The organism is Bacillus sp. 2D03, assembly GCF_003946765.1.
GTDB classification, from domain to species: Bacteria; Bacillota; Bacilli; order Bacillales; family Bacillaceae_G; genus Bacillus_A; species Bacillus_A cereus.
Window position 1 is genome coordinate 136,165 of sequence record NZ_RPSJ01000008.1, and the last position, 15,131, is coordinate 151,295.

Here is a 15,131-nt window from a genome sequence, read left to right on the forward strand (position 1 = left end):
GAATGAACATTCAGTACCTTTTGCATCTATATATATTTCTTTACATATTCGCAAATAACCATGGAGCCAGTACGGCTAACATACATAGTAAACAAGATCCCGTTATAACGCGATTAGACCAACGATAATACTCAGGTTGTTTTGTACTCTCATGAATTCTTCGTAAACGAATCCCTGCAATTAACATAAAGGGTGTAAAAATAAGTGCTGTTGCTTTAAACAGGTCTAAAAAATCCGTAAAAATGTTCATAAACGAAAATACATCCGAACTAAATAAGAAATATACACTTAATCTCATTGCCATCATACTAACGAACGAGAAAATCATACTCCCTGTTGCCCATTTCATCCATTGACCATTCTTTGTAATTAACGCCATAACCATGACAATAACACCTAATATGAAAGAGATAGAAAAGATATTTACCCCTACTTTAAAAGCTGGTGCATACATACCCTCAACTTTTTGTATAATTGATGACCCAAATGAATCGTCTTTCTCTGTCGTTTTTGTTCGATTGTTTAATCCTTCGTTAAAAGATGAAGAAACATCATTTCCTTTCAATTCATTAAAATCCATTTTTACAGATGCATGAGCTGTATGTAAAGGTATGAGTACTAGGATCATAAAAACAAATGTACATAAAACTCCAATCATCCCTTTTTCTCGCTTCACAACACATCACCCGCTAATTTTGGCTTAATGCTCTTTAATTTGATTTCATTTCCTTCTGCAACATAACGGAGATCTGCGGAATAATAGATATTGGCTTTTGTATATGCCCCCATAATCGCATTTGCAATTTCTTCTTTTTCTACTGCTACATATGTTTCATTTTCATTATAAAACTCTATTTCAATTCGATTAATATTATTATTTAATACTGTTATATGTAACTCTTTTAAGCTATTCAAACGATTTCCTAAACCACACACTAGCTTAAATACCTTACTCGCAAGTGTAGGTGGCTTAACATACGTCGTATTAAAATGAATCGTTTCATCATCTATAACACCATCTTCCTCGACTGCGCATGTCATAATGAAAGAATGATTTTGTTTTTCAATTTCTTGTAGACTTAACTTGCGATCAATGACATATTTCAGACTTGTTGATAGATTTTCTATATATTCATCCAGTTCAGTATTTGAAATTTTAACCTCTGAGAATTCTGGGAAAATCATGTAAGCGTGCATATTAGAACTACTTTTACTTACACGTAATACCTGTACCTGTTTCTTTTCATAGCGCACCGTTTGTTCCAATTTTTTTACTACATTGTTGCTTATATGATCTATTATCATATTTCATCAGCCTCCAGTAATTTTAATAAAATAATTTTTACAATCTCATGTATATAAAGCATTGCAATATTTTGCTGAGGTCTCGAAACTCATATTTTATGACTAATAATCACTTTAATCTTAAAACATCTTAATATTACAATGACGTACAGTGTTTCATTATAGTCGAATATTCTTATATGGTGAATCGTTCTGTTTCACTCATTTGCATAAAAATAAAAGGCTATTTTATCCTTATACAAATGAGTGAGAACATACTGTATTTCATGCTATTTATCTAAGAAAATTTAACTGGGAAATGGATGTTATACACTCCCTAGTCATCTATTGTTTGATTCAACTAATGTATAGAAAATAGGTGGATTCACCTCAAATTTTATATACATTCATATATTTTCTGGTATTATCCCTCCTTCTGTATAAATCCGATAGCACTTCTTATTAGATATCTTTATAAATAATGTTAATCCTTGTTCTCTTTCTGTCACTTTTGCAGTCCACTTTAACGCTTGTGCCTCTTCTATTTCTGATTTTCACTATTAACAAAAAGCACAATTGTTCAAGTTCTAGAAATGTCATTCATGTTCTCACTTAGCATTTACTTCTCCATCCAAATTCTTTTAGACCGATGTAACAAATAAATTGTAAACACTGACAGACCCTTTTCTAATGTAATTTCCTTTGTGAGAGTAGTAATACGCTCTTACTCCTTACTAATCATCCTGCATTCCCTTGGTCAGCAAGAAACAAGACGTTTCACCAATACATTTCCCCTCTCAATTATTCAAATGAATCGTACTTAAACTAGCCCTTTACGAATTTGTTTTTTTCTTTTTCTTCTATGTATTGAAATTAAATAAAATTTTTCCGCTAAATCATTTTTATATGCATAATCATCTACCAGATTTCTAATTGCAATAAAAAAGGAAGCTCCAAGTATTCATATCACTTAGTTCTTCCTTTTCCCCTGTATAAACTACCATCACATGATTTATATCGTAGTTCTTCATTTGTACTCCCTAATAACTTATCTATATCAATCAATATATCATCGGGCTCTTTAGATTACTCTTTTAGATCAACTAATACTATTCAAACATTATTTTATATCTTTTTGTTATGTTATGAATCATAAATAATCCCACCTGCAACTTGAAAACAACATAAAAAGGACTTCTTCAAGTCGATTAAAAATGTGCATAACAAAATAAGCTATATATGCACTAATCGGCTCAAAGAAGCCCTTTCAAAATTGAAACAAGAACACAACTTGCTTCTGCAACTCAACCACAACACATAAGGCGTGGGAATAAACGGAATTCAACAAATAACAATATACCTATATATTATACAATTTAGATTTTTGTATCAAGAATTTTTTTATTATCTTTAGTCATTTGTCAGATGTTATACAATCAATAGCATTATCTAATAAGTTAATTCCAAGATCAAATATTATAATATTAATAGTAATCACCAGTGAAGTTTTACTAATAATGATAAATAAAAGACGCCAACTAGCGTCTTTTATTTACTCTTCCATATTTTGATTTTTCAATAATTCAAATTCCTATCTATGAAATATACTCCTCGTACCATTTAGCTTTTTTAGTTTACACTTTACACTCTTTTTCTTCATCTCACTCTTGTATTTCTTCGTACATACGCTGTCTTTCTTTGTTAAGAGCTCTAACTTGATCGTAATCGTAATCAACCGATCCCCTTTCTTCTGTTCTACGTTGTATTTCTTCGTAAATATGCTGTTGCTCCTTGTAAGCTGCATCCCCCTGATCGTAATCAATTAATTCCTGTTCTTCGCCCCTAATTTGTCTTTTTCGCTCTTCTCTCTTTTGTTGTAGTTGATATCTTCTATATGCCTTCTTATCAGTAATTTTTTCACAGTCGTGTGCTAGCTCCTTCGTTTCGTCATGTCCATGTCCGCAAAAATCGTTTGGAATTATAGCACTAGATTTCTTAACAGATTCAGGATTAGGGTCTTCATGTTCTTTGCTAGCCTTCTCATCTTTAACTGCAGTATTGCTAAGACCATCTTGCTCTTTGTTCGTTACATTTCTATTAGAATCAAACTTTATAGTCATCGAACCGTGTCCACCGTGACCTAAATATATATAGATAGAGAACAATTTAGTTGTTTCGCTGGATCCAGGCTTTCCTGCTATCTCTATGACTTTGTCCGCAGGCATTCCAACCTTGATTTGATTATACTGTTCTAGTGATACTGTTGATGCGTCCTCATGTACATCTTTATAATGCGGATATTTTTCATTAATTTCCTCATCTTTATTCTTAGATTCCTCCACTTGTTGTAGCCTTTTTTTCTTCTTAGGTTCTTCTGTATCCTCTTTGACCTTAGGCAGAGTGGACTTCTTCTCTACAATCTTAGGGGGATTAGACTTCTCCTCTTCGACCTTTGCGACTTCTATAGAGTCTTGTTCCTTAATTGGCTTGTAATCCCCATCTTCCTTTGCAGAGCAGGCACTGAAAATTGATACAGACGTTGCACTTAATACAAGTAATTTCTTTAATAATTTCGTATTAAATTTCATAATATTATTCCCCCGTTACATATATTAAATTGCCCCCTCATGCTTCCTCCTATAAACGTTATCCTTTTCCTTCGCACATAGACTCACATATAACTTTGCGTAAGCCTCTTCGATATTCATTACAGATCACTTTTTGGCTGTAGTACTTGTACACCCCTATAACATTTCAAGTTGATCAGTGTAACCCACAAGTCAGCATCTTTCTCATTATTCGCACTCTATTTCTATCAAATGTCTTAATTACGTATCTTATGCTGCGGAAAGAATTGTATATTAAATGTACTTCGTTATTTACCTTACTCCATTAATCAACGGCTAAGCGTTCAATTAGTGATATGTAAATTTTTTATCTTTCTATTATATAAATTGCTGTATATCGCATTATTATAATGTTATTTTAGCAAATATTGTTAATCCATTCAACGTTGATTTATAGGTGTTAAAAAACGAATAAGTGGAATTCTTAACGAATAGAGATGAAATTTCGTTTGCTAATTCACGTAATTTTCACACATTAAAACACTACATGTTAATATTTGTTATATAATGAAACCAAGCCTTAAGTAAGATAGTTTCCCTGTTACGAGTAATGAGATAGTTTGTTTCACCTTTTTATATTATCTAAAAAAGAACTTGTAGTGATGCCTACAAGTTCTTTTTGCATTCTTTATCATTTTAACCAAGGAGACACCTACCAAAATGAAGGTGAATCAAATGATGATTAATAAAGCCTATAAATTTTGAATCTACCCACATCTAGCACGAGCAATTCTAGGCAACAAAGTTAATGTTATCTCTTTTCTATCAAGCGAAGGTTTTATAGTACCCTCAGAACGAAATTTTGTGCTAACTTTTACCCATCCAGCTCATTTTTTCGTTTTAAAATATTTCAAAATATGGGCTGGATGGGTACGTATAGTGACCTCCACTTAATTATCAGAAAAACCTTAGCCTCTAATTGCATACACGCTAATTACGATGATTTCCCAATTCCAGCACCATAATGAATCTCTCCTTCTCCTCTTTTCATCAGTATTGATAGGTAATAGAGGGGCCAGTCACAAAAACAGGTTGTGAAGAAAGTCTTCTTCACAACCTGAGAGTAAGTTATATATCCAAATATGACCTGTTCTTTTAAGTATTTAGTCTTTTATAATCTGTTATAATCGATATAACTAGAGTCATAATAAATCCACTGACCTGTTCCAATTCTTAGCCAACCATTCTTTTCTTCATATACTGTAACTTTTTCGCCTTTACTTGTCTTTCTAACAATAGAATAATTTGTACCTGACCCGCTTCGAACATTTACCCCAATACCATTAATTTGAGCCGTTCCAACTACCTTTTCAACACTGCCATTTTCAATTACTTGTAGCATATTTAGAATGAATGTTGCTGTTTCACCACGAGTTGTTGTTCCTTTTGGGTCGTATTGATTTTCACCCTTACCTTTGACAATACCTAAGCCATACAATCTTTGTACATCTTCTTTATAGCTAATTTGGTCTTTGTCTGAGAATGGTAGGTTTACAACTGGTCCCCATATACCTTTATACTGTAAAGCCTTGTTTACAATAATTGCTGATTCTTCTCTTGTAATAGGTGTGTTTGGGTCAAAATAACCATCTCCTCTACCTTGAATGATACCTGCACTTGCAGTACGTTTAATACCATCTCGTAAAGTTGAATTTGCATCGTTTAGGTCTTTAAATGAAGCATCTCCAGCTGGCAGGTTTAGAGATTTAGAGATTAATTGAGCAAATTCGGCTCTTGTTATCGCTCTATTGGGTGCGAAAACTCCGTTTCCTTCCCCTATCATAATACCCCTTCTATTTAACTCTCGAATAGCTTCTTCATACCAACCTCCTGTAATGTCATCTTTTGGTTGATAAAGATTATTATAATATCCCTCAACGCTATTTACGAATACATCCCATTGTCCATTATTAATCATGTTAGCAGGGCAGATTTTACCGCTCCATTTTTGGTGTTTTACAATGTTATTTAACGGTACACCAGTTTCTTTCATTAAATAAGCTACAAGTTTCTTAGCGTTATCTACTGCTTTACTGTAGTTTCCGTCACTGTTAACTGCGATTTCAATTGCAATAGATTCTCTATTACCTGGACCATCACCGTCTCCTGCGTGCCATCCGTTCTCGTTTAATGGTAGATGTTGATAAATCTCTTTATCGTCTACTGTAAAATGCCACGATGCAGCTCGGTCCGTGTTACCTACTGCTTGGTTATATAGGTATTGAGCATGGTTTCTAGCACCTGCTCCTACACTTGTATTATCAGTCTCATGAATTGTAATATACTTTGGACTCATGTAGTTTTGAGGACGAATATTATCGTTACCTGCTGGAACAATCCATTCAGTGAATGGAACACCGTTTATTGTACTAGAGGTGCTAGGTGATATGGGAGACAGACTACGTTTTGTTCTGTTTGAATTGTTAGGAACAATTAATGTGCCTGTTTCTTCATGAATACCCTCTGAGCGTTGAAGACTATCTGCTTTCTTATTGTCGACAGTACCTCCACCACGTCCGTCTACCTCTTCAAAACTAGCTTCAATACTTTTTAAAGCCTGTTCATCTGTTGTTTGAATTTGGTCTGTGTTCTCTTGCACTTGAAGGCTTGTAGATTGCTTATTGTTTACTGATTGTTGTTCCTCTGCAAACGATACCAATGGTGAAGATAATACCGTTAATCCTGCCGTGAATGCTACTACTTTTTTATTAAATTTAATGTTCATTTCTAATTTGGTATACCTCACTATTTTAATAGATATACCTTCCTCCTTGTACTTCTTTTAGTGTGAGTGTTAGTTTAAATAATGGTAGCCTGAACCTTCAAAATGACGGATTGATTTTACATTTCATATGTCAAACCGACATCTATAAGTCCTACATGAAATGTCAGTACTTTAGAATTATAACACAGCACGGTTGCAATAATTCCAAGACTCTTGCAAGTAATCTCCTAATCTTCGACATGCTGATAGGATGACTCTAAAAAAGGGGCATTATCAGTATGGAAAAGGGAAATTTGTTTAAATGGGTCATTATCACAGTGCAATCAAGCTAAAGTTTTATACCACCCATAAAGCAAAAAAATGTTATCCTTTCTGTAGAATTATAGGAAGGGATAGCATTTCTTTATGAATCTTTAAATGCTTACGTTTACTGAAGAATTACAGCGGCATATGCCTCCCCAGGTTCTACAAAGGACGAAGCACTTGATTATCAACATGATTGATGGCATCTAGTTTCTCAGGATAAGATTTTAAGAGTTCCTATTTCAAATGGTGAAGATTACACTATAGATGATAAATTTACAACTTCACTCTTATTATTCATCTGCATAGTTTATCATCATGGAATAGCATTCAAAAAATTCCCTAACAATATAAATCCCCCTCTCCAATTCCTTGAATCTGAGCAATCGGTACATCCTTACTGGTCTTTTTGTTTTTATCGTCACCCTTTCAAATCATCTTCATATGTTGTATATAGATATCTCCTTTCGAATTGACAATGATGCCTCTTTCAAGTCCTTAATGTACACCTTACAAAGAGCACTTTTGAAAAGTGCTCTTTGTACTTTGTAATACACTCAATCTATAATAAAGTAATTTTAATGTATGAATAATTTACACCTGCCTCTTTGTATGAATTGTAATTATTTGTACACACTATAATTGGAAGGCTTGAATCATTGTCATTGAAAAATGTTCAGCACTTATGTTCAGCACTTCCGCTCCTTAAGAGAACAGTCTACGCAACTGTTCTCTTTCCTTTTTTAACAAATATAACAGGACAAGCATAGTTAACTATCCCACGATCAATTGCATTGCAACAGTCTCAACGTTTCCTCAACAATTTCTCAATATTTTTCATGGACAATAGCACACTTCCTCACCGTTATTAATATCTTAATATTAAATACTGAAAGGAGGTGCTAAAAAATGACTTGGTTCATTATTTTAGGATTTATGCTTATTTTAAGTATAGGCAGCTTTCATACACATAGTATTCATATCATTTTCAAAATAGATTCAGACATAAAAGCTATGCCAAGTTGGTCTTTCATTAATAAAATAAACTTTCAAACATTTAAAGAATTTTTAAAAAACCCAAACAGGAATAAACTCAAAAGCCTTACCATAGGAGAGCTGTTTATCCCTTTAAGTCTATTCAATAAATTATTTGGAAAAACATTAATTTTTCTACTCCTATTCTTCTATTCTCAATACTTCAATTAAATATAATATGAGTTGAGTAAAAGAATAGCAGTCGCCAACCATAACAAACAACAGACCGTCTATTACAGACGGTCTGTTTTAAAACAAATTGACTATATCAACAGAATAAGGACACTTTAAATATTCATTATATTCTTATTATTAACGAAAAAATGGTAGTAATAAGTGCATTAGCATATAGCACGAATAGTTTACATGCACCTCAACAATCTTCTTCTAATGGTAGAGATACACCAGCACCAACAATTCCTAGTGTCTCTGTAGAAGTATCTATTAATTAATGTAATACATTTTTCTTAGTTATAAAATCAGAAAATTCAACTTTTTATAAAAATGGTGAATACACCGGATTGAATATTGAACCCTTAGTCCGAAACAAATTTGTTTCGGACTATTCACGTTACTATAATTGTACGTAGAATGATAGACTAAAACTTCCACTTAGTCTTGTTCTGTAATTTCTTCTCTTTTTGAAGTAAGGCCTTTAACTTTTTTAAATAATCGATTTCCATACGTAAACATTCATTTTCATCTTTTAATGTCTCTATACCCCCTTCAATAGTTGCATTATTTAACTTTGATCTTGTCTTTTCCATAACTGCCCACCTTTCTTCTTTTTATATGAGAATTCCACGCCTTTTAAATCATATATTTCCCTTTACCTACTAACTATTCCAATAAATTCTTTAACACAAGCAATTCATTTATTTCATTTGTTTTTATTTTATTTCTCAGAATTTCAAATATATCTTTTGAAAAACTCCTGGTATTCCATTCATATTTATCTCTCCTAAATAAATCGTAATACATATTATACCCAACAAATTTATAAGCTTTAATCTTATTTTTAACAAAACCTTCATAATTTTAAATAGACATAACACTTCATGCTGTCAACTCCCCCTATATTGATAAATGTGAAACATCTAATTTACTTGACATTTCAATGACTTATGACAGGAAAATATATACATTTAATTAAACCTAATGTATCTTTGGTTTGTAAGTCTTAGTTAGTTGGCCAACTTTTAATACAATTTAATAATTAAAAATAAGGGGGATTTAAAAATGAATCAAGTATTAAGGAAAAGTAAGAAAAAAATGATGTATCTAGTCGGTTCACTTCTAATTTCTCTATCAATGTTTTCAACTACAAGTTTTGCAGCTACAGAAGGTGCTGTAAAAAGTGTTACAAATAGTAATTATACTGGAATTGCAGCTGATATAAACCTACCAAAATCAGTTGTTGTTAAGGATGGATATGTGAATTGGTATTTAGGTATTGGAGCATCTAAAGTTGAAGGTGGTATTTCAAAAACACCAAGTGGATATAAAGTATTTCTTAATTCAGGATATAATGAATCAGGTCAAAACAATAAGTATTGGAACACACAATATGATACATCAATTAAAGATGGTGATCGAGTAAACCTTAAAATAATTAATAACGGCAATGATACGGTTACTATGTATGTAAATGGAATCCCTAGATATACAAATCAGCCTGTATATGGCTCATTTTCTCAATACGAACCAGTAAAAATGGTTCAGGGCGTTGAAGATACTGGACGTAATTCATTTAGCCAAGCTAGCTTTCAAACGTACTTCTAAGAGCAGATATATCTGGATCTATCTACAAGAATTGGAACAGTTCAATTTCTTCCTCATTTTCTAAACATGGTACTTATGGTAACAATTTCACAGTTTATTCTCAAGTACCATTAAGCGCAAGTTTACGCTAAAGTTGTTCTTGTATACGAAATTTTTTAAAAAAGGTAGCTGTACTTTTATACAGCTACCTTTTTCATACTTTAATTGCAAAAAGCGTGTCAAAAATAAAAAGATGAAATTGTAAGTATGTTCACTTCTCAATTCCATCTCTTCTAAAAATTGTATATTACCAATTCTCTTGTTCCTCACTATTCTACCAAATTAATAGCAACACCTTATGTAGGTATAGATTTATACTATTCTACATTTAAATACATATAATATTACCTATATCTTGTTATTTTCATGTGAAACTAATTCACTATATATCTCTTTCTCTATATTTTTCAAGAGATTTTCCAACCTATTTTTTGTAGCTAGATTAAAATGTGGATTTAATTCTTTTATTATAAATTCAAGTATCTCAAAACTTATGTAATCTCCTAATTCAAGTGAATATTGATCACCCAAGAAAGTTTTTAATTTTTTAGAGATCTCCACTTTATCTTTTTTGGTAATATTTACCCCATCCGATAACAAACCTCTCTTAGATTAGTCTTAAATACTAATTCAAACCGTTTTTATAACATAATAAGAATATTTTGGAATTAATATAAGTCATATAATGAAATTTTTACAAATAAATAAAAAATATACATTATAATCATTAAACAATGTATTATGCATCATAAACATATATTGGCTCGTCATAAAGGCGTAAACATTTTGACCAATTTCCACATAACGTTTCCCATTCACCAGCAGGATATACTTCCGTACGCAATATATGAAGTGGTATACGTAAATTCAATAACCGACCACTAAGCGTCGTACGGGTAACTCCCGCTGGCATTAAAAACTTTGCTTCAATTACCTTTTTCAGTTCCATCAACGAGTATTCTGGATAACTCATCAATATTTCATTTGAATGAGGCCAGACCTCAGTATCATTTGAATGACGGCGTACCGTATACTCATGTTGATATAAGCCGACAATACGATGCCATATCTCTAAATGATTAAATAAATCGCTATTTAAATCCCTTGCATATAAAAAATGTACTTGTTTATTTGCTTCTGTAATTTTTGCAAGCAAACGTTTATTAGCAATAATCTTACCTGACCAAATTATTGTAGGTTCTTTCTTTAAATTATTTACCCATTCCCCCATTGGTAATAAATGATTCCAAGCACGAATTTTTATTTTTTCATCAGGTACTACCTGTACAGCAACGCGTTTACAACCTAATGCCATCATAGCCTTCATACGATGGGCACCATCAAGTAACAGATAATTACCATCACTAAGCTCAGATACTAAGGGAGGATTCCGTAAAACACCTTCACTTTCCATTACACGACAAATTTGTTCCAATCGTTTGTGTTCATATGATTCATGAAAGCGAATTTGCTTGGGATGTAAGAGATCTAAGGCCGAAATAATTTCACTCATAAAAACAGCTCCTCAAATAATTACATAAATTCTAAGCTTATCAAATAACTAATTTTCTATAATGATTAGTCGTGTTACCGATATATAGCAGCTATTAGACAATTATTTCAAACTACGCTTTAATAATTTTACTAGTCTTCTAATAAAACACCAATTTCCTTTTCCCTAGCCCTTTGATAGTAATAAGCAGCAATGGCTACATCAAAAATGGCCATACCCATTGGATTAAATAATATTGCTTTGTCATAAGGGAAGTTTTGCAGTGCTCCTCGGATTACAACGTCAGCAATTGATACTGTATCTTCTTTTTGTAAACCTCTTTCAAGGTGCATCCTTTCAACATCAGTTTTTTCACGACAGACTTCTTCCCAATTATCAACAACTAGGGATTTTGTATATTCTAAGATATCAGGCTTAAAGTCACGAAGAGAAACATTGAGTAGTAGCGCCCCATCTTTAGGTTTCTTATCAATATAACCTTCTGCAGAAACAGTACAAGTAATAAAAATATCAGCATCATTATAGGCTTCTTCATATGCATTAACCTTTTGAGTTTTAGAATAAATTTCCTCAGGAATTAATTCGTCTTTAATTACATTAATATCATATAGGTAAACACTTTCGATTTTATCGCCTAATAGGGCAGTTACCATCTTTAAATGCATCTGACCAATAGGTCCAAATCCAATAATTCCAACTTTAACATTATTTAAATCTCTTAACTTGGCAAACTCTCGAATCATTAACCCTGTAACAGAAGCTGTTCGTATTACACTGACCATTGCTGTATTAAGCGTCGCAAATGGTTTTCCAGTCATAGCATCATTTAATATAGTAACTGAATGGGCACGTTGAATACCTTTCTCAATATTCTTCGGAAAACTAGCTATCCATTTGATTCCTGAAACCTTAAATTCTCCTCCAATATAAGCTGGCATAGCAATAATTCTATTAGCCGGATCATCGAAACGTAAGTATGGCTTAATTGGCTGAGAAAAATCTTCTGAATCAAGACTTTTTACTGCCTTTGAAATGACATTTATTGTTTCTTCCCAATTAACACCCATTTCATTGATATGTTTGGTATTTAAATACATCATAATTGCTTCCTCATTTCTATATCATTTTTATAAAGAAACTAATTGGTCTTCTACTGATTTTTGTGTATTAAGCCATTCTACCCATTCTACGTTGTAAATAGTTGATGTGTAAGCTTGTCCATTATCAGGACACAAGAAAACAACATTAGGTGTATTTTGAACATCCTTATTTTCAAAATACTTTTGGATTGCATAATATGAAGTCCCTGATGATCCACCAGCAAATATTGCATGTTTATTAAATAGCTCATAACAACCTGCAACAGTATGAACCTCCGGTACAATCATTACATCATCAATCAATGCTTTTTTAACCATACCAGGCACCATACTGGCACCAATTCCTGGTATGTACCGTTTACGAGGCTTATCACCAAAAATAATGGACCCTTGACTATCTACCGCAATAATTTTAATATTAGGGAATTTTTCTTTTAATCGTGTAGATACCCCAGCGATAGTTCCTCCAGTACTCACTCCAATGAAGGCATAATCTAACTGTTTAAAATCATTAGATATTTCTTCACCAATTCCTTGATAATGGGCTTCAAAGTTATCAGCATTATTATATTGATTTGTCCAGTATGCATTAGGAATAGTATTTAAAAGTTCTTCCACCTTATTTAAACGCGTTAATAAATAGCCACCTGTTTCATCTCGTTCATCCACTTTAGCTACTTGATAGGAAGTTGCTCTCAAAAAATTCTCATAACTATCATTAATATTTGGATCAATAACTGGTATGAATTTCAGGCCGATATACCTACAAAGAGTAGCAAGAGCAACCGCAAAGTTACCAGATGAAGATTCGATAATTGTAGAATTTTCAGTCACTTCACCGCGACTTATTGCTGATTTTAAAATATGGTGAGCAGCACGCACTTTAACACTATTCATTAAATTGTGATATTCTAGTTTTGCATACAGATTAATCTTTTCATGCTCTAATTTAATCATAGGTGTGTTGCCGATTACCCTTTCTAAACTCTCTAATTTCTTGAGCATAATTTGCTTCCTTTCTTGGTTAAAATCTAAAAAAATAATTAAAGATAAATAGTTGTAAATGTTCTTTCGAATGTATTTCAAATAGAACTTATACCTGAAAGACAATAAATGCTAGATTCTTTAGTATCGATAAGCTAAGCACCATTCAAGTACTGCCATAGCACTATTTAGCTTGTTTTCGGCCTGGGTAAATACAATACTTTTCGGTCCATCAATAACTGTTGCTGCTACTTCTTCCCCCCGGTGTGCTGGGAGGTCATGCATGAAAGTAGCTTCCGGATATAAAGTCAAAATTCTCTCTGTCACTGCAAATGGATTAAATGCATCTTTCCATAAAGGATCTATTTTGCTTGTCCCTGTTGTTTGCCACCTTGTTGTATATACAACATCCACTTCACTAGGTAACATTTTTATATCATGACATTCAATAACTTTAGCACCAGATAATCGTGCATATTCTTTTGATTTTTCAAGCACACTTGGAGACACTCCATAACCAGCAGGTGTAAAAAGATATAACTCTGTACCTGGAAAACGAGATAAAGAAAGAGCTAGAGCTGCAGCACTGTTATTACCTTCTCCCATATATAAAACCCGTAATCCAGCTATTTCACCAAATTTTTGTTTCATTGTTGTTAAGTCTGTTAGCGCTTGTGTTGGATGTTCTTCCGTACTCATGGCATTAATGACTGCCATACGACTTTGAGATGCCAGCTTTTCCATTTCCTTTTGACTATCTGCAGTTCTTGCCACTAGTCCATCCAGCATTCGCGAAAGTACTTGAGTAGTGTCTTCTATAGACTCCCCTGTATTTTCTTGCAAATCATTTGGACCATACGTTACAATTTGTGCACCCATCTTTAATGCTGCAACAGAAAATGCCGATCGAGTTCTAGTCGATGTTTTACGGAAGTAAATCCCAATTATATTTCCCGCTAATATTTGATTAGGTTGCGATTTACCTGTGGCAAAATCTACCCCACGAGTTACAATTTGGTTAATATCACTATCAGTAAGATCCTCAAGAGTAATTAAATGTTTTCGAATAGCCATTATTATATTACCTCCCTTTTGAATAATTGCATGTAACAAAAATGTATTTACATATGTATGTAAATACAAACTACTAAACTGCTAAAGTAAAAATAATAGATTGGAAATATAATTCATGTGGATCCATTACCACACTTTTCTATATTTGTTTTTAAACTAATGTATAGCAGTTGATATATAGCCTATATGAACTCGAATACTATTTTTACTCAGAAATACTTATATATAATTCTATTATTAGTCTATATTCCTATTTTTTATGATATAGCTCTGCTGAATATATTACACACTACAACACCAAAAATATACTCAAAATACAGAATTTTCAGCTTTCTCAATTCTTTTATCAATTTTCTGTCAATTCATACTCAAATTATCTTTTTTACTAATAATATACATACAATGTTGGCTGTTTCTTTTATAGCCCACTTCTAAAAAATCCACCCATTCAAAAATATCGTTTTCCGGATTGTCAGTTAAGATACAAATTACTGCTGCAGTCATTAAAGAGCCCTCTTTAAAAGAGATATACTCCTTCTACTGGCTCGCTATTTTTAGTTATGATAACCTCTTAATTGTTACAGCTATAACGCTAACAATTGTTATTGCAACCATTGATCTAAGTAAACAAACAATGAATGACATACTAATATATACACAAAGTA

General features: G+C 32.6%; 13 protein-coding genes and 2 pseudogenes. 4 read left to right on the forward strand and 11 right to left on the reverse strand.

Annotated elements, in window-relative coordinates; translation table 11 throughout:
• Window positions 1-40 precede the first annotated feature (40 nt).
• The 4 genes from EBQ15_RS19050 to EBQ15_RS19070 form a co-directional block, all read right to left on the reverse strand.
• Window positions 41-676 carry a hypothetical protein gene (locus tag EBQ15_RS19050; RefSeq protein ID WP_000817897.1) on the reverse strand — a complete coding sequence of 212 codons (636 nt, stop codon included), beginning with the start codon at window positions 674-676 and terminating at the stop codon, window positions 41-43.
• On the reverse strand, window positions 673-1,305 hold the full coding sequence (locus EBQ15_RS19055) for a hypothetical protein (protein ID WP_000582601.1): 633 nt from the start codon (window positions 1,303-1,305) through the stop codon (window positions 673-675). Before EBQ15_RS19055 ends, EBQ15_RS19050 begins: the two co-directional genes overlap by 4 nt.
• Window positions 1,306-2,945: 1,640 nt before the next feature.
• Window positions 2,946-3,872 (reverse strand): hypothetical protein, encoded by a 927-nt coding sequence (locus EBQ15_RS19060; RefSeq protein WP_000671507.1) that lies wholly within the window; start codon window positions 3,870-3,872, stop codon window positions 2,946-2,948.
• A 1,150-nt stretch (window positions 3,873-5,022) separates the two neighbouring features.
• Complete coding sequence (locus EBQ15_RS19070) at window positions 5,023-6,636, reverse strand: S-layer homology domain-containing protein (RefSeq protein ID WP_002001188.1); 1,614 nt, start codon at window positions 6,634-6,636, stop codon at window positions 5,023-5,025.
• 464 nt (window positions 6,637-7,100) lie between these two features.
• Between EBQ15_RS19070 and EBQ15_RS31665 the strand changes: the two are divergent.
• The 3 genes and pseudogenes from EBQ15_RS31665 to EBQ15_RS31670 all read left to right on the forward strand — a co-directional run.
• Window positions 7,101-7,214, forward strand: a pseudogene (locus EBQ15_RS31665) (DUF3221 domain-containing protein); the annotation flags it as partial.
• A gap of 634 nt (window positions 7,215-7,848) precedes the next feature.
• Window positions 7,849-8,145 carry a hypothetical protein gene (locus tag EBQ15_RS19080; RefSeq protein ID WP_000219741.1) on the forward strand — a complete coding sequence of 99 codons (297 nt, stop codon included), beginning with the start codon at window positions 7,849-7,851 and terminating at the stop codon, window positions 8,143-8,145.
• 152 nt (window positions 8,146-8,297) lie between these two features.
• Window positions 8,298-8,426 (forward strand): hypothetical protein, encoded by a 129-nt coding sequence (locus EBQ15_RS31670; protein ID WP_001988227.1) that lies wholly within the window; start codon window positions 8,298-8,300, stop codon window positions 8,424-8,426.
• Window positions 8,427-8,573: 147 nt separating this feature from the next.
• Here the strand turns inward: EBQ15_RS31670 and EBQ15_RS31240 are convergent, their stop codons facing one another.
• Window positions 8,574-8,741 (reverse strand): hypothetical protein, encoded by a 168-nt coding sequence (locus EBQ15_RS31240; RefSeq protein WP_000416174.1) that lies wholly within the window; start codon window positions 8,739-8,741, stop codon window positions 8,574-8,576.
• 472 nt (window positions 8,742-9,213) lie between these two features.
• On the opposite strand from EBQ15_RS31240, the pseudogene EBQ15_RS19090 reads away from it, so the two are divergent.
• Window positions 9,214-9,887: pseudogene (locus EBQ15_RS19090) on the forward strand (hypothetical protein).
• 256 nt (window positions 9,888-10,143) lie between these two features.
• On the opposite strand, the gene EBQ15_RS19100 reads toward EBQ15_RS19090, so the two are convergent.
• The 6 genes from EBQ15_RS19100 to EBQ15_RS31245 all read right to left on the reverse strand — a co-directional run bounded on the left by EBQ15_RS19100 (window position 10,144) and on the right by EBQ15_RS31245 (window position 14,970).
• Entirely contained in the window at window positions 10,144-10,395 is a 252-nt protein-coding gene (locus EBQ15_RS19100) for a DUF2164 family protein (RefSeq protein WP_000947506.1), read from the reverse strand.
• Between the two features lie 139 nt (window positions 10,396-10,534).
• Complete coding sequence (locus tag EBQ15_RS19105) at window positions 10,535-11,308, reverse strand: ParB N-terminal domain-containing protein (protein WP_001289607.1); 774 nt, start codon at window positions 11,306-11,308, stop codon at window positions 10,535-10,537.
• A 131-nt stretch (window positions 11,309-11,439) separates the two neighbouring features.
• Window positions 11,440-12,408: a 2,3-diaminopropionate biosynthesis protein SbnB gene (gene sbnB / locus EBQ15_RS19110; protein WP_033683438.1), complete on the reverse strand. Its 969-nt coding sequence runs from the start codon at window positions 12,406-12,408 to the stop codon at window positions 11,440-11,442.
• 27 nt (window positions 12,409-12,435) lie between these two features.
• Entirely contained in the window at window positions 12,436-13,413 is a 978-nt protein-coding gene (gene sbnA, locus EBQ15_RS19115; RefSeq protein WP_000914208.1) for a 2,3-diaminopropionate biosynthesis protein SbnA, read from the reverse strand.
• Window positions 13,414-13,533: 120 nt separating this feature from the next.
• A complete protein-coding gene (locus EBQ15_RS19120; protein WP_001007704.1) occupies window positions 13,534-14,466 on the reverse strand; it encodes an ornithine carbamoyltransferase in 933 nt (310 codons plus the stop codon).
• Window positions 14,467-14,823: 357 nt separating this feature from the next.
• Complete coding sequence (locus EBQ15_RS31245; RefSeq protein WP_000123019.1) at window positions 14,824-14,970, reverse strand: hypothetical protein; 147 nt, start codon at window positions 14,968-14,970, stop codon at window positions 14,824-14,826.
• Window positions 14,971-15,131: the final 161 nt, after the last annotated feature.